Annotated in this window: 14 protein-coding genes and 1 pseudogene; 11 read left to right on the forward strand and 4 right to left on the reverse strand. The window is 68.7% G+C overall.

Annotated elements, in window-relative coordinates; all coding sequences use genetic code 11:
- The 5 genes and pseudogenes from AR3_RS31045 to AR3_RS09980 form a co-directional block, all read left to right on the forward strand.
- Window positions 1–602 (forward strand): annotated as a pseudogene (locus tag AR3_RS31045) (type IV secretion system protein); the annotation flags it as partial.
- Window positions 603–1,253 (forward strand): hypothetical protein, encoded by a 651-nt coding sequence (locus AR3_RS09965; protein WP_067911962.1) that lies wholly within the window; start codon window positions 603–605, stop codon window positions 1,251–1,253.
- Window positions 1,254–1,374: 121 nt separating this feature from the next.
- Window positions 1,375–2,433, forward strand: a complete 1,059-nt coding sequence (locus tag AR3_RS09970; RefSeq protein WP_067911965.1) for a C40 family peptidase — start codon at window positions 1,375–1,377, stop codon at window positions 2,431–2,433.
- 588 nt (window positions 2,434–3,021) lie between these two features.
- The gene (locus AR3_RS09975; protein ID WP_227022954.1) at window positions 3,022–3,849 is read left to right on the forward strand and encodes a Mut7-C RNAse domain-containing protein; all 828 of its coding nucleotides are present in this window, start codon (window positions 3,022–3,024) and stop codon (window positions 3,847–3,849) included.
- Between the two features lie 29 nt (window positions 3,850–3,878).
- Window positions 3,879–4,253, forward strand: coding sequence for a (deoxy)nucleoside triphosphate pyrophosphohydrolase (locus AR3_RS09980; RefSeq protein ID WP_083951247.1), 375 nt, complete (start codon window positions 3,879–3,881; stop codon window positions 4,251–4,253).
- A 4-nt stretch (window positions 4,254–4,257) separates the two neighbouring features.
- Here AR3_RS09980 and AR3_RS09985 read toward each other — a convergent pair whose 3' ends face one another.
- Window positions 4,258–6,804 carry a HelD family protein gene (locus AR3_RS09985; RefSeq protein ID WP_067911967.1) on the reverse strand — a complete coding sequence of 849 codons (2,547 nt, stop codon included), beginning with the start codon at window positions 6,802–6,804 and terminating at the stop codon, window positions 4,258–4,260.
- A gap of 376 nt (window positions 6,805–7,180) precedes the next feature.
- On the opposite strand from AR3_RS09985, the gene AR3_RS09990 reads away from it, so the two are divergent.
- The 3 genes from AR3_RS09990 to AR3_RS10000 are packed head-to-tail and all read left to right on the forward strand — an operon-like array spanning window position 7,181 to window position 19,376.
- A complete protein-coding gene (locus AR3_RS09990; protein ID WP_067911970.1) occupies window positions 7,181–12,385 on the forward strand; it encodes a DEAD/DEAH box helicase in 5,205 nt (1,734 codons plus the stop codon).
- Window positions 12,385–15,273: a DUF8741 domain-containing protein gene (locus tag AR3_RS09995; protein WP_067911973.1), complete on the forward strand. Its 2,889-nt coding sequence runs from the start codon at window positions 12,385–12,387 to the stop codon at window positions 15,271–15,273. Before AR3_RS09990 ends, AR3_RS09995 begins: the two co-directional genes overlap by 1 nt.
- Entirely contained in the window at window positions 15,270–19,376 is a 4,107-nt protein-coding gene (locus AR3_RS10000) for an Eco57I restriction-modification methylase domain-containing protein (protein WP_067911976.1), read from the forward strand. Before AR3_RS09995 ends, AR3_RS10000 begins: the two co-directional genes overlap by 4 nt.
- A gap of 26 nt (window positions 19,377–19,402) precedes the next feature.
- Here the strand turns inward: AR3_RS10000 and AR3_RS29475 are convergent, their stop codons facing one another.
- The 3 genes from AR3_RS29475 to AR3_RS10005 form a co-directional block, all read right to left on the reverse strand.
- Window positions 19,403–19,621: a DUF397 domain-containing protein gene (locus AR3_RS29475; protein ID WP_083951226.1), complete on the reverse strand. Its 219-nt coding sequence runs from the start codon at window positions 19,619–19,621 to the stop codon at window positions 19,403–19,405.
- Between the two features lie 123 nt (window positions 19,622–19,744).
- On the reverse strand, window positions 19,745–19,930 hold the full coding sequence (locus AR3_RS29480; protein WP_083951228.1) for a DUF397 domain-containing protein: 186 nt from the start codon (window positions 19,928–19,930) through the stop codon (window positions 19,745–19,747).
- Complete coding sequence (locus tag AR3_RS10005) at window positions 19,927–20,979, reverse strand: helix-turn-helix domain-containing protein (RefSeq protein WP_245637872.1); 1,053 nt, start codon at window positions 20,977–20,979, stop codon at window positions 19,927–19,929. The genes AR3_RS29480 and AR3_RS10005 overlap by 4 nt, the downstream gene beginning before the upstream one ends.
- A gap of 195 nt (window positions 20,980–21,174) precedes the next feature.
- On the opposite strand from AR3_RS10005, the gene AR3_RS10010 reads away from it, so the two are divergent.
- From AR3_RS10010 to AR3_RS10020, 3 genes are all read left to right on the forward strand, one after another.
- Entirely contained in the window at window positions 21,175–21,600 is a 426-nt protein-coding gene (locus AR3_RS10010) for an ATP-binding protein (protein WP_083951230.1), read from the forward strand.
- Window positions 21,597–22,145: an SUKH-4 family immunity protein gene (locus AR3_RS10015; RefSeq protein ID WP_067911983.1), complete on the forward strand. Its 549-nt coding sequence runs from the start codon at window positions 21,597–21,599 to the stop codon at window positions 22,143–22,145. Before AR3_RS10010 ends, AR3_RS10015 begins: the two co-directional genes overlap by 4 nt.
- Before the next feature lie 157 nt (window positions 22,146–22,302).
- The gene (locus AR3_RS10020; protein WP_146150171.1) at window positions 22,303–24,342 is read left to right on the forward strand and encodes an AAA family ATPase; all 2,040 of its coding nucleotides are present in this window, start codon (window positions 22,303–22,305) and stop codon (window positions 24,340–24,342) included.
- Window position 24,343 lies beyond the last annotated feature (1 nt).

The following is a 24,343-nucleotide window of genomic DNA, read 5'->3' on the forward strand; positions in this document are numbered from 1 at the left end:
GCGCGTCCCCGGACGCGGCGCCGGTGCTGGCGGCCAAGCCGCGCACCGCGGGCGCCGCGGCCGGACGGTCCCGGCGCAGCGCTCCGCCGCTCAACCTGCCGTCGCGCGGCGGCCTGTCCGACCGCGCGGTCACGGCGCGGGGCGGCGAAGGCTCCGACGGCGCCGCCTCGTCCGGCGGCGGCACGGGCCGTCCCACCTCGTGGACGGGCCGCGGCGGAGCCGGGGGAGGCGACGGGACGTCGTCGGGCGGCGGCGGGTCGTCCGGCGGCGCGGGCTGGTTCGCCGGCGGCGGCCGCTCCACCGGCGGGTCGTCGAACGGCGGGCGGCCGAGCGGCGGATCGTCGAACGGCGGCCGGCCGCGGACCGGGGGCGGCGGCTCCGGGGCGTCGAGCGGCGGCTCTGTCGGTGCCCGGCGTCCCCGCAACACGGCCGCCGGCGTGCCCAGGCCGCGTTCGGGAGCGTCGAGCGGCGGCTCCGGCGGCGCGGGCGCTGAAGGCCGGCCGAAGCCTCCGCCGCTGTGGGCGCGTCGCACCCCCGACGAGGGGCCGCCGATGCCGTTCTGGCTCCGCCCGGTGGAACGCGAGCCGCAACGGGACGAGTAGATGAACCTGACCGACCGTCAGCGCAGACTTCTGTTCGCGGGGCTGGTGGTGGTGCTCGCCCTGGTCGGCGTGTACCTCACGGTCGCCTCGCCCGGCGGCGACGAGGACGAGGGGTCCGGCGGCGACCGGGGGACCGTCGCCCTGCCGGCCCCGACCGGACCGACCGGGCCCGCCTCCCCGCCGCCCGGCATCGCGTCGCCGGTGTCGCCGGGCGGCTTCGACATCTACCGGCTGCTGCCGTTCTCCCAGCGCGAGTTCGCCACGGCCGCCGACCTGGCGCAGCGGTTCATCGCCGCGTACGGCACGTACCGGTACGACGAGGGCCCGGAGGCGTACGCCGAGCGGCTGTCCGGCCTCGTCACCGACGAGCTGCTGACCGAGCTGGTGCGCGGCGAGAGCTCGCCGGGGCGGCTGGAGGAGCGCCGCCGCCAGCGGGAGACCGCCGAGTGCACCGCCACGCTCGACCGCATCCGCGACATCGAGGACAACTCGATCATCTTCCTGGTGACCGGCAAGCAGCGGATCACCCGCGGGGACGAGAAGCGCGACGACAGCCGGCAGTGGGCGGTGACCGTCGCGCGGGACGGCGGGTCGCTCCGCGTGTACGCCGTCGCGCCCGCCGACGTGGGACAGGCGGGGGACACCGGGTGAGCGGGCCGGCAGGACGCGCCCGCGTCCGGACCGGCGCGCGGCGAAGGAGCGGCGAGGTCGGGCGCGGCCGCCGCGCCGCCCGAACCGGCCTCGCGGACCTGGAAGCGAGCGGGGAACGGGAATGAATCGTCGCACGGTGCTGCTGGCCACGGCGTTCGGCGCGGTGGGCATGCTGTTCCTGACGTTGCTGGTCGTCCCGGTGCTGTTCGGCTCGACGCAGGTCCTGTTCGGCGGCGGTGGCGCGGGCGGCGCGGGCTGCGTCGACACCTCCCAGGCGGGGGTCCAGCCCGCCGAGGCGTCCGACGCCCGTTCGATCCCCGCCGACTACCTGGCGCTCTACAAGAAGGCGGGGGAGGAGTACGGCATCCCCTGGAACGTGCTGGCCGGGATCGGCAAGGTCGAGACCAACCACGGCACCTCCCGGCTGCCGGGCGTGACCAGCGGGGAGAACTACGCGGGCGCGGGCGGCCCCATGCAGTTCCTGGAGGCGACGTTCCGCGAGTTCGGCGTCGACGGCAACAACGACAACAAGAAGGACCGCTACGACCCCGCGGACGCCATCCCGTCCGCGGCCCGCTACCTCAAGCACAACGGCGCCCCGGAGCGCATGCGCACCGCCATCTTCATGTACAACCACTCCTGGGACTACGTGAACCTCGTCCTGGAGTGGGCGCAGCGCTACGCGGACGGCGACTTCAAGGTCGTCCAGTCCAACGGCATCGAGTGCGACGACAACGAGCTTCCCCCGGGCGTCGACGGCCTGGTGCAGCGCATCATCGCGTTCGCGATGGCGCAGCGCGGCAAGCGGTACATCTTCGGCGCCAACGGCCCGGACGCGTGGGACTGCTCCAGCCTGATGCAGGGCGCCTACCGTTCGGTCGGCCTGCGGATCCCCCGCACCACGTTCGAGCAGTGGCCGTTCGGCGTGCGCGTCCCCAAGGGCCAGGAGCGGCCCGGCGACCTGGTGTTCTTCAACTCGGGCCCGGGCACCAGCCCCGACAACCCCGGGCACGTCGGCATGGTCATCGGCGACAACAAGATGATCGTGGCGAGCTGCGCGACGTGCGTGCCGAACATCGGCGTGAAACCGTACAAGCGCTCCGACTGGGTCGGCACCACGCGGCCGCTGGCCACCGACAACCTGAAGCGGCAGCTCGCCGAACTGTACGCCTCCCGCTGACCGAACGTCCGCGGACGTGACAAGGCGGCGCGCCGAGCACGGCCGTTGGGCTGAGCGTTCGGGACGTGCACCCGGGCCGGATGCCGCGGTGTCGGGTGCGGTGTCCGTGATGGTGGCCGGCCATCGATGGCTTGAAGGGCCAGCTCGCCGAGTTGAACGGCCGCTCCCGCTGAGCGTCCCGGACGCGCACACCGCGGAGTCGGCGGGTGCGCAGTTCGTTGAGCCGTCCTCGTCACGCCGGAGCGGGCGGACACTGCGTCGCGAAGAGTGTGAACCTCGTCCCATGGCCGACGGCGGCCGCCCGGGGGCGTCCTGGTCGCGTCGTCGACTGGAATCCGGAAGGGACAGGCGCGGTGTGGTCATGGCGCCCCACGTTGGCGTCCCGCACGCCGAACATGACCGAACAGTGACAATGTGGAGAGCGAAAGGGGAAATCTCCGCTTCTGCGGGCTCGGCCGTGAAGCGGCAATCCGAGCACGTAGAAGCGGAAAACCCTCGCGTTCAGGCACAAAGAGACGCCGCGTGATCATCGTCTGATCCGCCCATAAAACAGATGGGGGATGCCGGTTCGCGTGGCATGCTGGCCGAGTGGAGCCAGAGCCTCGGACACCCGAGATCCGGTTGCGGATCGACCCGGAGTTGCTGTTCTTCCTGCCCGCCGCGCGCAGGCGCGAGGAGCAGACGGTGGCGTGCGACGGGACCTCGTCCCTCGGGCACGTCGTGGAGGCTCTCGGCGTCCCTCTGCCCGAGGTCGGCGCGCTGACGGTCGACGGCGCACGGGTCGATCCGTCGCACCTGCCGAAGCCGGACGAGCGGGTGCACGTGGCGGCGGTTCCGCGTCCGCAGCCGGTGCCGCTGGAGCCGGGCCAGGAGGCGCCGCGCTTCCTGCTGGACGTGCACCTGGGCACACTCGCGCGGCGGATGCGGCTGCTCGGCCTGGACACCGCCTACCACAACGACATGGACGACCCGGCCCTGGTCGTCCAGGCCAACGAGGAGCGGCGGGTGCTGCTCACCCAGGACCGCGGCCTGCTGCGCCGCCGCGCCCTGTGGTTCGGAGCGTACGTGCGCGGCGCCCGCCCCGACGACCAGCTGCGCGACCTGCTCGAGCGGTTCGCGCCGACGCTGTCGCCGTGGACGCGCTGCACCGCCTGCAACGGACGGCTGGTGCCCGTCGGCAAAGAAGAGGTCGCGCCCGAGCTGGCAGACGGGACCCGGCGCAGTTACGACGTGTACGGTCGGTGCACCGAGTGCGGCCAGGTCTACTGGCGCGGGGCGCACGGCGACCACCTGGAGAGGATCGTCCAGGAGGCCGCGCGCACGGTCGCGGCGGCTCGCGCCGCCCGACCGGCCCCGTCGCCCGGCGCGCCGCCGGAAACAGGGGCGAGCGGCGCGCTGAACGGCGCCGCGTCCTGAGAAGGGGGCTGGTCACGATCAACGTGGTGGTGGGCGCGGCGATCATCGCCGGCGGACGGCTGCTGGCCGCGCAGCGCGGCGAACCCCCGGAACTGGCCGGGGGCTGGGAGTTCCCCGGCGGCAAGGTCGACCCGGGCGAGTCGGACCGGGACGCCCTGATCCGGGAGTGCCACGAGGAGCTCGGCGTCAAGATCGCCCTGGGTGACCGGATCGGCGGGGACTGGCCGCTGGCGCTGGGCGTCGGCAGCGTCCTGCGGGTGTGGACGGCCGAGCTGGTCGAGGGCGAGCCGCAGCCGCTGGAGCATCTGGCGCTGCGCTGGCTCGCTCCGCACGAGCTGTACGACGTGGCGTGGCTGCCGGGCGACCTCCCGATCGTCGAAGCCATTCGCCCCTACCTGAGCTGATCGTTCACACACTGCCGCCGAGGGCAATGCCCACCTGCGGTCCCTCCCATCCGTCGGCCGTCCGCCAGATCACCGAGACGTCGAACGCCTCCGACAGCACGTCCACGGACCAGGGGTCGGCGGGCGCGCTGGGCAGGACAAGGAACCGCTGGTCGGCGGGCTGCCCCTCGGCGTACTGGACTTCCATGATCCTCAGCACCGCCTCGCGCAGGCGCGCATAGGTGGTCTCGCCCTTGCCGAGGACCTCGTAGAGGACCGTTCCAGCAGGTGTCTCGCACAGGATGTCGGCGGTCGGCGAGTGGGAGACCGGGGTGAGCTGCGCCCGGTGCAGCTCGGCGAGCAGTGAGAAGCGGACCTCCTCGTGCACGTGGCAGCGCCGCTCCTCGCGCACGGTCTGCTCCAGCGCGGAGATGAACGGCTGGAATCCGGCGGTGTGGTCGGCCGCCGCCTGGTCGGCGGCGTCGGCGTCGACGACGGGTACGGGCGTCACGGTGTCTTCCTCGGCTTCCTCAGGTGCGGCGGATTCCTCGGGTGCGGCGGACGGCATCAGCTCGGCGGGGATGGGATCGGCGTGCACAATGGTCAGCGACTGGGTGCATCGGGTGATGGCGACGTAGAGCTGACCGAGTCCCGACGGCTCCTGCTGGGCGATCATCGCCGGTTCGACGACGACCACGTGGTCGAACTCCAGCCCCTTGGCGTCCGGCGCGGCGATCACTAGCGGGAGGCGCTTGCCGCCGACGGCCGAAACGGCCTGTCGGGTCTGCTCCGCCAGCGCGTCCGGCACGATCAGCGTGACGGACCGCCGCGAGTGCGCCTCTTTCCCGAGGATTTCGAAGGCGCGTGCCACGGCCTCGGCGACCCGCTCGGCGTGGTCGGCGGCGGCGATCCGCAGCACGCCGTCCCCGCCCGGCCGGATCGAACGCGGGGCGGCGGTGCCCGGCGAGACCGCCGCCCCCAGCGGCCGCGCGAACTCCATCACCTCGCGGGGGACGCGGTATCCGATGGTCAGCTCTTCCAGATGCCAGCCCTCCTCGCCGCTGAGCAGGCCGGCCAGCTCCGCCCAGTCGGCGTACCGGTGGACGCCGGTGGTCTGGGCGAGGTCGCCGAGGATGGTCATAGAGCCGCTCGGGCAGCGCCGCGCCAGCGCGCGTGCCTGCATCGGCGTCAGGTCCTGGGCCTCGTCGACCACGATGTGCCGGTACCGCTGCGGCCCGTCCCCGCTGATCAGGACGCGCAGTTCCTCCAGGCAGATCAGGTCTTCCAGGGACCACGGCTCGTCCGCCATGCGCGCGGCCTGGGGCCGGTGAATGGCCCGCTGCTCCTCTTCGGTGAGGATGCCGTCGGCGGCCGCCCGCAGGGTGTCCGGGTCGTCGAGGAGTTTGCGCAGCACGGCCTCCGGGCTCACGTTCGGCCACAGGACGTTCATCAGCCGCGCGACCTGCGGATGCCGTTCGATCCTCGCGCGGATCCTCGGGTCCGGGCGGCCGGGCCGCGCTTCCGCGGCCGCCTTGGCCAGGCGGTTGACCACCTGGGTGCCGAACCAGCGGCGCCTCGTCAGATAGGGGCCCGGTGCATCCTCAGCGTTCAGGAGGCTTTCGAGTTCCGTGCGTGGGAGCGAGATGACGGAGCCCTCGAAGTCGAACCCGAACTTGCCGTCGCGGGCGATCCTGGCCAGAGCCCGGGTGCCGCCCAGATTGCGGACGGCCCGCTCCAGCACCGCGGCCATCCGCGCGTCCGCCTTCACCGCCCGGGCGGGCAGCGGGTCGCTGCCCCGCGGCTTGTCCCACAGGCGGCTCGTCTCGACGGGGACGACGCCACGTGTGCCGAGGCGGGGCAGGACGTCGCGGACGTAGGTCAGAAAGCGCCGGTGCGGGCCGACGACGAGAACGTCCTGGGTCCTGAAGTGCTTGTTGTACAGCAGCCAGGAGATGCGGTGCAGCCCGACCGCGGTCTTGCCGGTGCCCGGCCCGCCCTGCACGATCATGACGCCCCGGGGGGTGTCCGACACCAGCAGGAGCTGCTCCCGCTGGATCGTCTCGACGATGTCGCGCATCGTGCCGTCGCGTGCCCGCTCCAGGTCTTCCAGTAGGAAGTCGCGGAGCCGCTCGGGCTTGACCGGCTCGGTGCCGATCTCGTCCTGGTAGTCGCGGACGGTCCGGCCGTCGCAGCGGAGCCTGCGGCGCAGCGTTATCTCCTTCGCCTTGTTCGGCGGCCGGAGCAACCAGTCCTTGGCCTGCGGGCTCTGCCAGTTGATGACCACCGGTTCGAAGTCCGGGTCCCGTACCAGCCGCCGACCGATGTACCAGGTGCGCTCCGCGCCGTCTTCGACGACGTCGACCCGCGCCACGACCAGTGCCTCTCCGCCGAGGTCGTCCTCGCGCAGGATCTCCGGCGCCGCTTCCGGGATGAAGTCGGTTCCGGCGTGGGAATCGGTCGTTTGGTTCGGCTTGAGTTTCTCGCGGTTCTCGCGGAACCGCCGTTCGTAACAGGTGTAGGCGTAGTCCACCGCCTGCTGTTCTGCGGCGATGACCGCCGCCCGATCGACCATCTCGCTCCCCTCGTTCGCCTGTGGCGGGGGGAAGAACTATAACCACGCAGTAAGACAATCCCCACAGCTGTAGATGATCTTCTCTGTCGTTCTCCATCGAGGGGCGGAGCCCGGTTGACGCCAGCGGCGCCTCAAGTGTGTGCGCTCAGTGAACGAGCGAATCCGATTCCGGAGCCATTCAGTCGTCGTTGCGTGCGGGCGCCCCTAATGAATTTGCCATCGCAGGACCCGTGCGGCGATTATGGCGACCCTGCCGTGCAATGGCCGTCTGACCGTACAGTGAGACCACGCGGACGGCCTGTCATCCTGGAGATCACCTCAGGCGTCACTTGAGATGGCAGTGGCGTCGGGGTCGGGGAAGCGAAAGGGGCGCGGGGTGGACGTCTTCCAGGTGCATGAGCGGTTGATCGACGACTACGCCGCCTTCACCTCGTCGCTCGTCCAGGTGCGCGACGAGCGGATCGCTCGCCACCTGCGCAAGGAGAACGCCGACAAGGTGCGCTGGCCCGATCCTTGGCTCTCCCTCAACCCCAACTTCGAGCCGGGCGGAACGGTGTCGGAGCTGGTCGCCGAGGGCCTGCTGCACCCCTTCTGCGACCGGTTCTTCCGCGCCAAAGAGGGGGAGGACGATCCGGGGCGGCGGACGTTGACGCTGCACCGGCACCAGCGTGAGGCGATCGAGGCGGCGCGGACGGGCGAAAGCTACGTCCTCACCACCGGCACCGGCTCCGGCAAGAGCCTCACCTACATCCTGCCGATCGTGGACTCGGTGCTGCGCGATCCCGAGCCCGGACGCATCAAGGCGATCGTCGTCTATCCGATGAACGCACTCGCCAACAGCCAGCTGCACGAACTGCAGAAGTACCTCAACTGGGGGCTGGCGTCCGACGAGCGTCCCGTGTCGTTCGCCCGCTACACCGGCCAGGAGGGTGATGAGGAGCGCGACCGGGTGCTGCGAGGCAAACCCGACATCCTCCTGACCAATTACGTGATGTTGGAGTACCTGCTGACCAGGCCGGTCGAACGGGACCAGCTCATCGGAGCCGCCCGCGGCCTGCGCTTCCTGGTACTCGACGAGCTGCACACCTACCGGGGGCGGCAGGGGGCGGACGTGGCGATGCTCGTCCGGCGGCTGCGGGACGCCTGCGAGGTCCCCGACCTGCAGTGCATCGGCACGTCGGCGACGATGGCCACCGACGCCACGTTCGCCGCTGCCCAGGCGAAAATCGCGCAAGTGGCGAGCCGTCTTTTCGGCACGCCGGTCCGGGCGGAGCGGGTCATCGGGGAGACGCTGCGCCGTGCGACGACGAGAACCGATCCGGACGCGGCGGCCCTCCGCGCCGGCATGGACGCCGTGCTGCGCGGCGCCTCCCGCCGGTACGAGGAGCTCGTCGACGACCCATTGGCAGGGTGGATCGAGACCGCCTTCGGCCTGACCGAGGAAGAAGGCACCGGTCGCCTGGTCCGCCAGCGTCCCAAGACCTTGCCGACCGCCGCCAGGGAACTGGCGGAGGTGACGGGGGAGACACCGGAGCGCTGCGCGGAGGCGATCCAGGCGGCGCTGCAGCAAGGGGCACGTGTCCGGCATCCCGAGACCGGCCGGCCGCTGTTCGCGTTCCGGCTGCATCAGTTCCTGACCAAAGGCGACACCGTCTACGTCAGCCTGGAGCCGGAGGACGAACGGCACATCACCAGCCAGTACCAGGTCAGCGTGCCGGGTCACCGCGAGAAGATCCTTCTTCCGCTGGCGTTCTGCCGCGAATGCGGCCAGGAGTACCTGGTGGTGGCCCGGACGAAACGTGCCGACGGCGTCTTCTACACCCCGCGTTACGAGCAGGACGCGGCCGGAGGCGACACCGCCAACGGCTACCTCTACATCAGCTCCGACCACCCGTGGCCCGCCGACGACCCGATCAAAGCGGGGCGTTTGCCGGACTCCTGGTACGACACCGGTGACGACGGCGAGCCCTATGTGCTGCCCCGGTTCCGAGACCATCTGCCGCGGGAGGTCTGGCTGGGGGTGGACGGAAGCGAGCAGCCCAAGGGCGAGGGCCTGCGTGCCGCCTATTTCTCCACTCCTTTCCGCTTCTGCCTGCGCTGTCGCGTGTCCCATTCCCAGACACGTGGCAAGGACCTGGCCAAGCTGGCCTCCTTCAGCGCCGAGGGCCGCAGCTCCGCCGTCTCGGTGATCAGCTCCAGCATCGTGCGGAGCCTGCGCACCCAGGAAGGGCTGGACGACAAGGCCAAGAAGCTGCTGACCTTCGTCGACAACCGCCAGGACGCGAGCCTGCAGGCCGGGTTCTTCAACGACTTCGTGCAGGTCACCCAGATCCGGGGAGCTCTGTACCGCGCCGCCGAGGCGGCGGGTGCCGCCGGTCTGACGCACGAGACCGTGGCCCAGGCCGTGGAGAAGGCCCTGGGCTTGGAGATGCGGGACTTCGCCCAGAACCCCGAGGTGAAGTTCAGCCAGAAGGAGAACGTCCGCCGCGCCTTGCGTCAGGTGCTCTCCTATCGGATCTACGCCGACCTGGAGCGCGGCTGGCGCGTCACCATGCCCAACCTCGAACAGACTGGCCTGATCCGTTTCGACTACGTGGATCTGGCAGAGATCGCGGCCGACGAGGAGTGCTGGGAGGGAACCCACTGCGCGCTGCGCGAGGACGAGCCCGCCCACCGTCAGCAGCTTGCCCACATCCTGCTCGACGAGATGCGCCGCGCTCTCGCCGTCGACATCGAGGTGCTGACGCAGGAGGGCTTCGAGCGCCTCCAGAACCTGTCCGACCAGCTCCTCACCGGCCCGTGGGCGCTTGCACCGGGCGAACCGCGCATCCCCGCGCGAACGGTCTTCGCCTGCCCGGCGGGCCGCGGGGGCAGCCGTGACAGCGTCCACTTCACCGGCCGCACGGCGCTGGGCAGCTACCTGCGCAGGCCCAAAGAGTTCCCCAACCTGCGCGGGACGCTCTCGGTCGCCGACGCTCAGGAGATCATCACCGACCTTCTCACCGTTCTGGAGACCTACGGCCTGCTCACCACCGTCACCGAGAACCGGCAGGGCGTGCCCGGGTACCGACTCAAGGCGTCGGCGCTGATCTGGCGTGCGGGGGACGGCACATCGGGAGCGCCCGACCCGCTGCGCAAGGTCGTCGACCCTGAGGTCGGCGCTCGCGTCAACGAGTTCTTCCGCGATCTCTACCGGGAGACGGCCGTCCAGCTGCGGGGCCTGGAGGCGCGCGAGCACACCGCGCAGGTCCGCAACGAGGACCGGATGCAACGCGAGCAGGATTTCCGCGAGGCGAAGCTGCCGCTGCTGTACTGCTCGCCGACCATGGAACTCGGGGTGGACATCGCGACCCTCAACGCGGTCGGCATGCGCAACGTGCCGCCCACCCCGGCGAATTACGCCCAGCGTTCCGGTCGCGCCGGACGCAGCGGGCAGCCCGCCTTGGTGACGACCTACTGCTCGACGGGCCGCGCGCATGACCAGTACTACTTCCGGCGTTCCGAGCAGATGGTCGCCGGGAGCGTGAAGCCGCCCCGCCTGGATCTGACGAACGAGGACCTGCTGCGCTCCCACGTCCACGCGATCTGGCTGGCGGAGACCGGGGTTTCGCTCGGCGCTCGGATGGGCGACGTGCTCGACATCTCGGGGGAGGAGCCGTCCCTGGAGATTCATCCGCACCTGCTCGACCAGTTCCGGGACGAGAACGCCCGTCGGCGCGCCATCGACCGCGCGGTCCGGGTGCTCGAGGACCTGATGGTCGCCGGGCCCGACCGCCCGTCCATCAAGGACACCTCGTGGTGGTATGAGGAGTGGGTGCACGACGTGGTCCGCGGGGCGGCGGACCGGTTCGACGCCGCCTGCGACCGCTGGCGGCAGCTGTACCGGGCGGCTCTTGCCGAGCAGCGCGAGCAGAACCGTCGCGTTCTCGACTACGCGACGTCGCCGAAGGCGCGTCAGCAGGCGCAGCGTCGCCGGATGGACGCCGAGAACCAGCTCAAGCTGCTGAAGAACGAAGACTCCGAGCAGCAGTTCAGCGATTTCTACACCTACCGCTACTTCGCGTCTGAAGGGTTCTTGCCCGGCTATTCGTTCCCACGGCTTCCGCTTGCCGCGTACATTCCTGGGGAACGCAGGCGCGGCACCTATATCCAGCGGCCCCGGTTCATCGCCGTCGGGGAATTCGGCCCGGGAGCGCTCATCTACCACGAGGGCGCCCGTTACCAGGTGAGCAGGGTTCAGGTGCCCGCCGGGGCGGAAGCGGGCGAGGTGGCCACCACCGAGGCCCGCATCTGCGGCTCCTGCGGTTACTGGCATTCCCGCGCGGCGGGCACGGACCGCTGCGAGGAGTGCGGCGCCGAACTCGGCGGCGCGCTCTCCGGATTGATGCAGTTGCAGACCGTGCACACGGTCCGCCGTCAGCGAATCTCCTCGGACGAGGAGGAACGGCGCCGCGCGGGCTTCGAACTGCAGACCGTTTACCGGTTCAGCACCCATGGCACCCGGCCCGGGCGGCTCCACGCCACCGTCGAGGCCGGCGACGGCACGCAGCTCGCCGAGTTGGTGTACGGGGACGCCGCCGCCATCCGCGTCATCAACCGGGGGCGCCGCCGCCGCAGGGACCCCAGCGACGTCGGTTTCTGGCTGGACCCCATCCGTGGCCGCTGGCTGAGCGAGAGCCAGGCGGCCGACCTCACCCCCGAGGACGCCGAGCTCGGGTCCCTCAAGGACGCCGTGCGCGCGGTGAAGGTCATCCCGTTCGTTGAGGACCACAAGAACATCTGCGTGCTCCGCCTGGCCCGCAGCGTCTCGGAGATCGAGGCGGTCACTCTCCGCTACGCCCTGGAACGCGGCATGGAGGCGCTGTTCCAGTTGGAGGACTCCGAGCTGACCAGTGAGTCGCTGCCCGACCCCGAGAGCCGAGGCCGGATGCTGTTCGTGGAGAGCGCCGAAGGCGGCGCCGGCGCGCTGCGCCGCCTGCACGACGAACCGGAGATCCTCGCGGAGGTCGCCAAGGCCGCCCTGGAGATCATCCATATCGACCCCGTGGACGGAAGCGACAAGGGCGGCGCGCCGGGCGCGCGGGAGCGCTGCGAGCGCGGCTGCTACGACTGTCTGCTCTCCTACACCAACCAGTTGTTCCACCAGTTCATCGACCGGCACACCGTCGTCGGACTGCTCACCGAGCTGGCCGGGGCCACGACCAGGGGCCGCCGCGCCCAGACCGGCACGCTCGACGAGCACGCCGGAGGGCTGTCCGCCGATTCGGGCAGCGAGCTGGAGCGCCGATTCGTCACATTCCTCAAACAGGGCGACTATCGTCTTCCGGACGAGGCCCAGATGCTGGTCCCCGACGCGCTGGCCCGCCCCGACTTCGTCTACCACCTGGCCGCCGGGCCGGTCGCGGTGTTCGTGGACGGCCCGCACCACCGGCATGAGGCGGTGTGGGAACGCGACGTCCAGGCGGAGGGCCGGCTGCTGGACCTCGGCTGGCTGGTGATCAGGTTCGGGCATGACGAGGAGTGGAGCGAGATCGTGCGCAAGTACCCCAGCGTGTTCGGCCCTGGTCGGAGCAAGGGCTGATGGCGGGGACCGGGTACGCGCCGGGCTCGTTGGTCACCGCGCGCGGTCGCGAATGGGTGGTCCTGCCGGAAAGCACCGACGACTTCATCGTCGCCCGTCCGCTCAACGGGGACGGGGAGTTCACCACCGGCCTGTTCGCCGACGAGGTGGAGCCCGCCAGCTTCCCCCGGCCCACCGCCGACCCGCGCGACATCGGCGACAGCGTGGCGGCCGGCCTGCTGCGCACCGCCATGCGCATCGGCTTCACCTCTGCCGCGGGGCCGTTCCGGTCGCTGGCCTCCATCGCGGTGGAGCCGCGCCAGTACCAGCTGCTGCCGCTGCTGCTCGCTCTGCGCATGGACACGGTACGGCTGCTGATCGCCGACGATGTCGGCATCGGCAAGACCGTCGAGGCCGCGCTCATCGCCAAAGAACTGCTGGAGCAGGGCGAGGCCGAACGGCTCACCGTGCTGTGCTCCCCGGCGCTGGCCGAGCAGTGGCAGGCCGAGCTGCGCGACAAGTTCGCCATCGACGCCACCCTCGTCCTGCCCTCGACCGTGGCCAAGCTGCAGCGCGGCATGCGCAGCGACGAGTCGCTGTTCGAGAAGTACCCGTACACGGTGGTGTCCACCGACTTCATCAAGGCCGAGCGGCGTCGGGCGTTGTTTCTCCGCAGCTGCCCCGATCTGGTGATCGTCGACGAGGCGCACACCTGCGTTCCCGCCGACGGCGCCGGGGGCGACCAGCGGCAGAAGAGGTACGAGCTGCTGAGCGGCCTCGCCCAGGATCCCGACCGGCACCTGGTCCTGGTGACGGCGACGCCGCACAGCGGCAAGGAGGACGCGTTCCGCGACCTCATCGGGCTCCTCGACCCTGAACTGGCCAAGGTCGACCTGGAGACCGAGAAGGGCCGTGACCGGCTCGCCCGCCACTACGTGCAGCGCCGCCGCCGCGACATCCGGCGCTACCTGGACGAGAACACGCTCTTCCCCGAGGACCGCCAGTTCAGGGAAGAACCTTACGAGCAGTCCAGCGAGTACGCCGAGCTCATGCGCCAGGCGCTGGACTACGCGCGCAAGACGGTGAACGACCGGTCGTACGGGGCCGACCGCCGTCCGGTGCGCTGGTGGTCGGCGCTGGCGCTGCTGCGTTCCATGGCCTCCTCTCCCCGCGCGGCCGCGGAGACTTTGCAGACCCGTGCGGCGGCGGCGGCTGCGGAAACGCCTGCCGAGGCCGACCGACTGGGCGCCGCAGGCGTCATGGACCTGGTGGACGACGAGGCGATCGAAGGCATCGACGCCGCACCCGGCGCCGACGATGAGGCGCTGCCGAGGTCGGCCCGCGACAAGCTGCGCGCCATGGCCCGCACCGCCAAGTCCCTCGAAGGGCCGGAGCACGACGCCAAGCTCGCCAAGCTGATCGACGTGCTCAAGGAGCTGCAGGCCGACGGCTACGACCCGATCGTGTTCTGCAAGTACATCCCCACCGCCGAATACGTCGCCGAACACCTCGCCAAGGCGTTCGGCCGCAAGGCCACGGTCGCGTCGGTGACCGGCACCCTGCCTCCTAGCGTGCGGCTGGACCGGATCGAGCGTCTCACCAAACAGAAGGGGCGGCGCATCCTCGTCGCCACCGACTGTCTGGCGGAGGGCATCAACCTGCAGGAGCACTTCCAGGCGGTCGTCCACTACGACCTCGCCTGGAACCCGACCCGGCACGAGCAGCGTGAGGGCCGTGTCGACCGGTTCGGCCAGCGTCGCAAGATCGTCCGAGCGGTCACGCTCTATGGCATCGACAACGGCATCGACGGCGTCGTGCTCGACGTGCTGATCCGCAAGCACGCCACCATCGCCCGGCAGACCGGCGTCGCCGTTCCCGTGCCCGAACGCAACGAGACGGTCGTCAAGGCCCTGGTCGAAGGGCTGCTGCTGCGCGACCGAAGCCCTGAGCAACTCGCCATCGACATCGAGGTCGCCCAGAACCGCGACCAGCTGCACCGCGAATGGGAGAGTGCAGCGGCCCGCGAGTCCAAGGTGCTCACCAAGTACGCCCACTCCGGGGTGAAGGAGCTGGAGGAGGTGCGCCGCGAGGCCACCGAGGCGCGCACCGCCCTGGGCCGCCACACCGACGTGGCGCGCTTCGTCCGCGAGTCGCTGTCCTCGCTCGGCGGCGCGATCCAGGTTCGGGAAGACGGATTCACCGTGCAGACCCAGGGCCTGCCCATCGGCGTGCGGCACGCGCTCGGCCTGATCGGCGCGGCCGACGACGAGGCGAAGGCCCCGGAGCTGGTGTTTCGGCACGACCTTCCCGTCTCGCGCGGCGAGCACGCCCTCGTCCGCACGGACCCGGCCGTCGTCGCGCTCGCCCGGTACGTGGTGGACGCGGCTCTCGACCCCGAGATCCCCGACGGGCACCGGCCCGCCCGCCGCTGCGGCGCCATCCGTACCCGTGCCGTCACCGTCCGGACGACCCTGCTCCTCGTCCGATACCGCTTCCATCTGCACGTGCCCGGCCGAGCGCAGCCGCGTGCTCTGGTCGCCGAGGACGCCCAGATCGTCGCCTACCATCCGACCCCTGAGGGACGCCGCTGGCTCGACGACGAGGAGGTGGCGACGCTGCTCGGCGCCGGACCCGACGCCAACGTGCTGCCCGAACTGGTGCAGCGCGCCGTGGAAACCTCGATCGCCGAACTCGGTGCCCCGCCCCGCCCGGGGGAGCCCGCGCCGGCCGGCTCGGTCCAGGCCGATCTCGACGCACGCGGCCACGAGCTCGCCGACCGGCTGCTCAGGACCCACCGGCGGGTGCGCAGCTCGGTGGGCGCGATCCGCCGCGGCCTGAAAGTCATCCCGCACGATCACGCCGACGTGCTCGGCGTCTACGTCTACCTTCCCGCCGGAGGTGGCCGGTGACGACCGTTTCCCCCTACACCGCCGTACGGATCGAAGGCGGCCTCCTGTCCGCCGACCTTATCGAACGCATCAGGGCCGCCGACCGCGATCTGGACGGCAATCGGCCCGAGGACTACCACCTGGCCGCGGGTGAACGCCTCGGTGAGGCGGCCAGCCGCAAGTGGGAGTACCTGACCGGCGCCTACCGCGCGTTCCGTGAACGCCTCGCCGCGCTCCCCGAGACCGACCCCGCCACCACCGAGACTCGCGAACGCTGGCTGCTGCGCCTGTTCGACGAATTCGGCTTCGGGCGCCTCACCTACCTGCGCGGCGGCATCACCGTCGGCGACAAGACGTACCCGATCTCGCACCAGTGGGGCGAGCACGTCGCCGTCCACCTGCTCGGCTGGAACGCCGATCTCGACCGTCGGACCAGAGCGAAAGGCGAGACCGGCCGCGCCCCGCAGTCGATGGTGCAGGAGTTCCTGAACGAAAGCGAGCGCCACCTGTGGGCAGTGCTGTCGAACGGCCGCGTCCTGCGCATCCTGCGCGACTCCTCCGCCCTGATCGGCTCCGCCTACATCGAATTCGACCTTGAAGCGATCTTCGAGGGCGACCTGTTCTCCGAGTTCGTCCTGCTTTTTGCGCTTCTGCACTCCTCCCGCTGGGAACTTCTGCCGCGCGAGGACGACGCCGAGCCCACGGCCGCCGACTGCTGGCTGGAACGCTGGCGCAACCATGCCATCGAGACCGGAGCCCGCGCCCGCGAACAGCTCCGCAAGGGAGTCGAATGCGCCCTCAACGAGCTGGGCACCGGCTTCCTGGAAGCCAACCCCCGCCTGCGCGAGGAGCTGGCGTCCGGACGCCTCACCCGAGAGGACTTCCACCACGAACTGCTTCGGCTGGCCTACCAGCTGATCTTCCTGTTCGTCGCCGAGGACAGGAACGTCCTTCTGCGACCCGACCCCGAGAACGCCACCCCGGACGAACGGGCTAAACTTCAGGCGGCCCGCGAACGCTACACGGCCTACTTCTCCACGGCCCGCCTCCGCCGGATCTCCACCCGCCGCCGAGGCGACCGGCACACCGACCTCTGGCGCACCCAGGTCCTGGTGTTCGACGCGCTCGGCTGCGAAGACGGCCGCCCCGAACTCGCCCTCCCCGCCCTCGGCGGCCTGTTCTTCCGCGCGGGCGACCCCTTGGCCACCGACGACGTAGCCCCCGACCTGCTCCGCGCCTGCGACCTGACCAACGAGCGCTTCCTGTCCGCGATCCGCCACCTGTCGACGTTCAAGGACAAGAAGGGCCGTGTCCACCGCGTCGACTACCAGCACCTCGACGCCGAAGAACTCGGCAGCGTCTACGAGTCCCTGCTGGAACTCGAACCGCGCGTCGACAACGCCGAGCCGCGCTTCTGGCTGGAAGAACTGCCGGGCAACAAGCGCAAGACCACCGGCTCCTACTACACGCCTACGGACCTGATCGACGAGCTGCTCAAGACCACGCTCGATCCGGTCGTCGCCGAGTACGCGAACCGCCGGCACCACCCCGACGACCTGCTGGACATCAAGGTCTGCGACCCGGCTTGCGGCTCCGGGCACTTCCTGGTGGCCGCCGCCCGCCGCATCGCCAAGCGCTACGCCGCCATGGCGTACGGGGATGACGAGCCCACCCCGGCGGCGATCCGCGAGGCGATGCACAAGGTCGTCCGCAGCTGCATCTACGGGGTGGACATCAACCCCCTTGCCGTCGAACTGGCCAAGGTCTCCCTCTGGCTGGAATCCCTCCAGCCCGGTCTCCCACTGGCCTTCCTGGATTCCCACATCAAGGTCGGCAACTCCCTCCTCGGCACCACGCCCGCGCTCCTGTTCAAGGGCATCCCGGACGAGGCGTACAAGCCCATCGGCGACGACGACAAAAAGATCGCCGCCCAGCTCCGCCGCGAGAACGCCCAAGAGCGCGGCGGCCAGCTCGAACTCTGGGATACCTCCGAGCAGATCGGCCCAGAGGGAACGGCCTCGCTCACCAAGGCCGCGACCGAGCTGAACAGTATGCGCGTCCGCTCGATCGCCGACATCCGCGAGCAGGCCCGCCGCTTCCGCGCCCTGATCGGCTCGCCAGACCTGCAGCTCCGCAAGCGCATCGCCGACGCTTGGTGTGCCGCATTCGTCTTCCCCAAGAACGCGACCGCGCCCCGCGGTATCACCACCGCCACCCTCAAAATCATGGGCGGCGATCGCGAGACGGAAGGCTTCTATCCCCGCTCCCGCCCCACCCCGGAGATGGAACGGGAGCTCGACGACATCGTCGAGCAGTACGGCTTCTTCCACTGGCATTTGGAGTTCCCCGACGTCTTCCGCGTCGGCGATGACGAAGCTCGCGACGCCAACCCTGACACCGGCTGGCAGGGCGGCTTCGACTGCGTCCTCGGCAACCCACCGTGGGAGAAAATCGAACTCAAGGAGCAGGAGTTCTTCGCCTCACGAAGCGAGAAGATTGCAAAGGCGCCCAATGCCAGCGAACGAAAGAAGCTGATCAAAGCGCTAGAAAAAAGTGACGATCGGAACGATCGATCTCTATATCTAGACTACAGCCGAGAATTTAGAAGGATTGCTGGAGAAAGTCTGTTTCTCCGTGGCTCCAAGCGCTATGAGCGTACGGGGCAGGGGCGACTTAATACCTACGCTGTCTTTGCTGAGACTGCTCAGACGATCATAAGTCCGCTCGGTCGCAGTGGTCTTGTCCTTCCAACTGGCATCGCAACTGATGCCACTACGGCCTTCTTCTTTAAGGATTTGGTGACCAATGGCCACCTTGCCACCTTCTTGGAGTTTGAAAACGAGGAGTTTCTGCTAAGCAGGGCGGTGCATCATTCCACGCGGTTTTGTCTGTTGAGTACGTTGGGGCGGCAAGTCAAGCTTGAGAAAGCAAGCTTCTCATTTGGGGTTCGGAGAATGTCGGACGTTGAAAGTCGTCGGTTCACGATGTCGCCCGAAGATATCTTGCTCATCAATCCCAACACGGGAACTGTTCCCCTCTTTCGCTCCAGACGGGATGCACAGATAACGCTCGATATCTATCGTCGGGTGCCTGTGCTTTGGAGGGAGCGGCCGAACAATAATTCGTGGGGCCTTTCGTTCATGCAAGGCCTGTTCAATATGGCTACAGACTCCGGTTTGTTCAGAACTCGGGAAGAGTTGGAAAGTGAGGGTTGGACTCTTCGGGGCAACGTCTTTGTTCGAGGTGAGGAGCGGATGCTTCCGCTCTACGAGGCCAAGATGGTCCACCACTTCGATCACCGGCTTGGGACGTACGAAGGGCAGACCGAAGCGCAAGCGAATATGGGCACGCTGCCGCGCCTAACCTTGGAGCAAAAGCGTGATCCAGAATGTGTGACGATGCCCCGCTACTGGGTGGATGGGCGAGAAGTTGAGGAACGACTGCGTGACAAGTGGGATCGCGGGTGGCTTATCGGTTGGCGAGACGTCGCCCGTAGCACGGATGAACGTACGCTGATATGTGCCCCACTGCCGCTTGTCGCAGTGGGGCACAAACTGCCTTTGCTCTTCGTTCTATCGCGGGCTGAGTGCTTGATCGCAAATCTTGGCAGTTTTGTTGTGGATTATATCTGTCGGCAGAAGTCGGCAGGTACTTCGGTAGCATATTTTGTGCTCAGGCAGCTTCCGGTCATCCCGCCAAGGGAGTATGGTAAGCAGTCGCCCTGGAAGGCTGGCGCGACTCTGCATGACTGGATATCTTGGCGCGTGCGTGAATTGGTGTATACATCCTGGGATATGAAAGGTTTTGCTGCAGATGTTGGTTGTGATGGAGCGCCTTTTGTTTGGGATGAGGAGCGGCGCTTCGCGATTCGGGCGGAGTTGGATGCCGCCTACTTCCATCTTTATGGTGTTGCTCGCGATGACGTCGAGTACATCATGGACAGTTTTGGGGCGTTCCGCAGGAATGATCCAGGGCGGTTCACGCGGACGAAGGTGTTGATCCTGGAGATCTACGACGCGATGGCGCGGGCCATAGAGACCGGGGAGCCGTACAAAACCATCCTTGATCCACCACCTGGGGAAGGTCCTCGGCACCCAGATATTCAGGTGCAGTCGGCTTCATAAACACCTCGACCTTGAGTTAGTTGATATCACCTCAAGGCTGGTGAGTGTGGGCATTGCGTCAACGGGGGAGTGAGTAAACCGACTTCAGGAAGGCACGCCACTGCTTCTGGGTGAGTTCGAGGGGACGCCTGGAGCCTTCGAGTCTTGATGTCGATGGTGCCATCGGCGGCGCGAGCAGCCTCGACGCAGTCGCCGTTCGCCTCGCTGTAGCTCGACTTTCGCCATTCTCCGTAATGAGAGGCCATGCTCTTGATCCTGTGCGTTTGAGCTGGTCTACCGGTGACAGTACGGCGAGACGGGGCGATGGTGTCGTGAAAGTGGTCCGGCCTTGAGGCCAGTGTTTTGGTCTCAAGGCCGGTGTGGTTGTGTCAGTGGTGTTCGCGGAGTGTGTTGAGGAGGGCGCGCCATTCGTTGGGGGTCAGTTCCAGGGGGTTGCCTGGGGCTTTGGAGTCTTGGATGGCGATGGTGCCGTCGGAGGCGCGAGCTACTTCGACGCAGTGACCATTAGGTTCGCTGTGGCTTGATTTGCGCCAGGTGTTGAAGTGCTTGGTCATGTTCTTGATCCTGCCTGGTCTGTCAGCCGATCGGCTACCCGTTTGAGGAAGGCGATGCTGTCGTCCGGAGACAGTGCGGCCTCTCGTAGACGGTCATACATATCGGTATACCGCTTCACCTCGTTGCGCTGAGTAAGGATGAGGTCAGTGGTGATCGTGTCTACGACGACCAGTGGCGGGTCTCCTGGTTCGGGAAAGGTGTAGAGGTAGAACGACGCCTTGGGCAGGAACCCACCCGGAATCGGCTTGTCAGACGGCAGCACCATCACCCTGATGTGCTCCTCTGATGAGACCAGGGTGGTTATGTGGCGGAGTTGGGCGGCCTTGATCTCAGGAGGTACCGCCAGCCTGTGGATCATGCTCTCGTCCAGGATCGCCTCGTAGGTGGGGCCGCCCGGCTGTAGCAGACGCTGCTGGCGCTGCGTGCGTGCGTGAGCCATCCGGTCTGGCCGGTAGTCCAGCGTTCCTTGACGCTCGTCCAGTTCGACCAAGGCGTCGACGTACTCCGGAATCTGGAGCAGGGCTGGGAAGGCGGATTGGTCATAACCGCGGATGGTGTCCGCGTTGGATTCCAGGTCGGCGGCGAGGCGCTGGCGGGGGCCCATGGACGCGCCGTAGCGGTCCCACCAGCCCTTGGCGGCGGCGTCGCGGGCCAGGCGGAGGATCTTGTCGTATCGGGGACCGGTCACCTCGAGGCGTTCGAGGAGATCCATGATCTCGGCGAGGTTCGGGCGGACCTGGGCGTTCTCCAGTCGGGTGATCTTGGTGCGGGAGTGGAACAGGACCTGGCCGAGTTCCTCGGCGGTCAGGCCGCGCTCCTCGCGGAGCCTGCGCAGTTCGGCGGCGAGTCGGCGGCGACGGACATAAGGGCTCGGCATGACCGCTCTCCCTCCAGGCGATGACACTGCGTACGGATCAGTGACTTTCTGCAACAGACCTGGGTTATGCAAGGTAATGGCCGGTTGCGGTCGTGCGTCCCTGTTTTCCACCTCTTCGGTGAGCCGGGCCGAAATCCGCACATGCGCGAGATGAACGTGCGGATCGCGCACGTGCGCGAACGCACCGTTCGATGGCGGCATGAGCGTGGGGCGGAGCTGCGAGGCGAGCTCGTGCCAATTGGGGCGCCGGCCGGTCGCGGTCGCCGATTGTTCGTGCTCGAACGGCCACGCGTTGTGACGATGTGCGTGAGGCGAAGGGGGAGACCCCGACGCTCCGTCAGACTTCGTCAGCATCCGAGGAGTCCCATGCCCCCGACGGCGCTCCCCACGACCGACGCCGCGCCGCTGCACTGGCGCCGTGTCTTCCCCGGCGGTCCCGAGCAGGCCGCCCGCGCGCGCAGGTTCGTCGCCTGCCTGCTGGAAGGCTGCCCGTACCTGGACGACGTTCTGTTGGCGGCGGACGAGCTGGTCGCCAACGCGCTCCGCCACACGAGGTCAGGCCAGGACGGCGGCTCGTTCACCGTCGAGGTCCTGCGGACCGACGGTCAGGTGGCGGTGTCGGTCGCCGACCAGGGCGGCCCGGGTGTGCCCGTCCCGGCGGACGCGTCCGAGTGGGACGAGACCGGGCGCGGCCTGCGGACCCTCTCCCTGCTGGCCGACAGCTGGGGCTGGCACGGCAACGACGAAGGTCGCACGGTGACCGCCGTCTTCACCGAGGAGAAGGACGCGTGAACGGCGGCGTGGCGGTGCAGCACAAGAGACTTCAGGAGCAGGTTCAGGCGGTGATGCTGATCGCGATGCGGTCCGATGTCCGCGCGATCCACACCATCGCGGGCGACGGCCGGGCGGATTGGCGGACCCGCGCCTTCGTACGCGACGCGCGGCGGCTGACGCTCGGCTGCGCAGCGGGGCTGAGCGCCGTGCTGAACCGGCATCGGCCGGGCGAGGATCCGTACGGGCACGAGATCTGCCGGGCCTGCGGCACGTCCACCTGTCCCACGCTCAAGGCCATCGCGGAGGCCCTCGCGGCGTATTCGATCCATCCGTCGCCCGTGGACCGCGCGGAGGCGTGGCGGCGGGCGGACGAGCACTTGGGGTCGCGTGGCGTGCCGTTGGTGATCGAGGAGTTCGCCGAGGGGTTCGTCGCCCGTCCCGTTCCCGGCGGGGACGGTCTGCTCGTCGTCGACCGGCGCACCGGGACGCTCACCCGCTGGCCGGACCTGCCCACCGGCGAACTGGCCGAACACTACCGCCGATACCTGCGCGGCGAACTGTAGGCAGGGGCCGTCGAGCGGATCCGCCGTCTGCCCGTCGTGGCCGAATCCGGCACGTGGCGACATGTTCCCCCCTGCGTTCAAGGTGCCGATTACGCTCAATCCGTGATCAAGCCGGTCGGGTCTTAGGGAACGGAGACGGGGCGTAGCGGTGAGCACGATGAGGGAACTCGTTGCGCGGCTTGAACACATGGGCGCGTCCATTCTCGCCGAGCACCCCGAAGGGCTTCGCGAGCGAGAGCTATGGCAGATGGTGACCGAGCGCCTTCCCACGGCCGAGCGGGAGTATTCCGAGCTGCGGGGCGGCGGCTCCACCACCGTCCGTCAGGAGTTCAGCTTCGGCAGCATTGATCTGGTCAAGGCCGGGTGGCTGACGAAGACCGGCCGCCGATGGTTTCTCACGCCGGTCGGCCGTCACGCGCTTCGCCTATACGCCGACCCGCAAACGTTTTATGAAGCAGCCCAAGGAAGGTACAACTATTGGAATCGGAACAAGGCGGGGTTCGCCATGGTGCAGCGTCTGGTCGAGGCGATCCCCGAAGGGGCGTGGGCGTCGGCCTCAGAACTGGCGGAGGAGACGGGCCTACAGGCCGATGCCCTTGTCGCCTGGCTCCAGGGGGCGCGGCCGGAAGGCTGGCGCCGTGTCCTGGATGACGGCGGACACTTGCCCGCCGCGGCGCACCTGAACGAGGACGACCGCCGAGAATGGCTCAGGGCGCTTGAGGAGGAGGACATCGACGTCACGAGTGGTCGGGCGGACGCGTCACAGCGGATTCCCGGCAGCGACCTGCGCCAACTGGTCACCTCCGTGGAGCAGATGCCGCATCGCGCGTGGCTGGTGCGCGGCTCCAACGTGTTGGGCGAGAACCTGATCCGGGGCCTGTGGCTGCAAGACGGGATCTGCTCGCTACCGGCGTCCCGCCTGCGTGAACTGCCGCCCGAGGCGCCCATCGAGCAGGTCAAGGCGGCGATCGACGAGGACTACTCAGGCGCGAGCGCACAGGACCGGGCCCGTCTCACCGCCGAGTACCACGCCTTCCTGTCCCGGATGCGAGAGGGCGACATCGTCGTCACTAACGACGGCGCCAAGGTTTATGTGGGCGTCGTGGTCGGGCCGCCGATGTTCGTCAGCAGCGTCAAGAGGCGCGCCAACCTTCAGCGCAGCGTCGAGTGGCGCAACGCCGGCGCCCCGTTCGACTACACCGAGGACCTGCCGGACGAGTTCTCCGCCCGGATCAGCAACCCGGATGCGGAGCTCATCGAGGTGACCGAGTTCTACGAGGACTTCAGAAAGCTCCTGGGCGAGGACGCCGATGTCGTTGATCGGGAGATGCGGCTGCCCGACGTGACGTCCGACTTCGCCGAACGCCTGCTGGTCGGCCGGGAATGGCTGCAGGAGTGCGTGGAACTGTTGCGGGAGCGGCCTCAGCTGATCTTCTATGGGCCGCCGGGGACCGGCAAGACGTACCTGGCGCAGCACCTCGCGCGGTACCTGACCGGTGGTCAGCCGGAGACCGTCAAGCTCGTCCAGTTCCACCCCGCGTACTCGTACGAGGACTTCTTCGAGGGCTTCCGGCCGCGCACGGCCGACGACGGCCAGATCCGGTTCGAGCTGGTGCGCGGTCCGTTCCGACGAATGGCCGCGGCCGCGCACGCCCACCCCAACCAGCCCTACGTGCTCATCATCGATGAGATCAACCGGGGCAACCTGGCGAAGATCTTCGGGGAGCTGTACTTCCTGCTCGAATACCGCAAGGGCGAGTCCGTCCAGCTGCTGTACGAGTCGGAAGGCGGGCAGGAGTTCACGATGCCGCCCAACGTCATCATCATCGGCACGATGAACACCGCCGACCGGTCGATCGCGCTGGTGGACGCGGCCATGCGGCGCCGGTTCTGGTTCGTCGAACTGCACCCCGACGAGCCGCCCACCAGCGAGATGCTTCGCAAGTGGCTCAGGCGGGAGCAGTTCCCCTCCGACGAGCCCGCCCGGCTGCTGGACGAGCTGAACAGGCGCATCGAGGACCGTGACTTTCGGATCGGTCCCTCGTATCTGATGCGGGAGAGCGCCAAAACCGAGGAAGGTCTGCGGCGCATCTGGCGGACGCAGATCCTGCCGCTGCTCGAGGAGCACCACTACGGCGACGGAACGGACGTGAAGGCGCGGTACGGTCTCGACGCACTCCGGCGCAGCCTGTCATGAC

Source organism: Actinomadura rubrobrunea NBRC 15275 (genome assembly GCF_001552235.1).
Taxonomy (GTDB): Bacteria; Actinomycetota; Actinomycetes; order Streptosporangiales; family Streptosporangiaceae; genus Spirillospora; species Spirillospora viridilutea.